We start from the raw sequence: 895 nt of genomic DNA on the forward strand, positions 1-895 counted from the left end.
CTTACTGATCATTTCAGAATGAGGTTCGGAGTCGTCTCAAGCAGATGATGCTGCAGGCGAGTTGGAGCAGTCCGAGGTGAAGGTCGGCTCGTATCTCGTAGCGGATCCGGAGGCGCTTGAACTGGTGGAGCCAGGCGAAGGTTCGCTCGACGACCCACCTGGTCCTGCCCAGGCCGGATCCGTGCGCGATGCCCTTGCGGGCGATCTTCGGCGTGATGCCGCGAGCGCGGAGGAGCCGCCGGTACTTGTCGTAGTCGTAGCCGCGGTCGGCGAACAGCCGCCGTGGTCGGTGACGTGGCCTGCCCACCAGGCCGCGGATGCGGGGTATCGCGTCCAGCAGGGGCATGAGCTGGGTGACGTCGTGACGGTTTCCGCTGGTCAACGACACTGCTAGGGGTGTTCCGTGTCGGTCTGTGATCACATGGTGCTTGCTGCCCCGGCGGCCGCGGTCGACCGGTGAAGGTCCGGTGTGAGCCCCCCTTTCAGGGCCCGGACGTGCGAGCCGTCGACCGCGGCGTCCTCCATGTCCAACAGTCCGGCCTTGCGGAGTTCCGCGAGGAGGATCTCGTGCAGGCGGGGCCAGACGCCGGCCTCGGTCCAGTCCCGCAGCCGCCGCCAGCACGTCACCCCGCTGCAGCCGATCGTCTCGGTCGGCACATCCGCCCAGGTCACTCCCGTGCGCAGCACGTAGACGATCCCCCGCAGAGCCGCACGGTCATCCGCCGGCAGTCGGCCTGGATACCGCCGACGCCGCGGCGGGCGAGGCGGGAGCAGCGGAGCAACACGATCCCACAGGTCATCAGGCACAAGATCATCCGACACACTCAGAACTCTGCCGTCCACCAGCCCAACTGCCAAGCCTGTGAGCCAAACTCATTCTGAAACGATCAGTTAG

The 895-nt window shown here is 66.5% G+C and carries 1 protein-coding gene; it reads right to left on the bottom strand.

Annotated features, from left to right (window positions below; translation table 11 throughout):
• Positions 1–13 precede the first annotated feature (13 nt).
• A protein-coding gene (locus ACOV8S_RS31005) for an IS5 family transposase (protein ID WP_448321818.1) occupies positions 14–822 on the bottom strand; the annotation gives its coding sequence in 2 pieces (ribosomal slippage) (positions 14–483 and positions 483–822; 810 coding nt in all).
• Positions 823–895: the final 73 nt, after the last annotated feature.

Source organism: Streptomyces sp. CO7 (assembly GCF_053474865.1).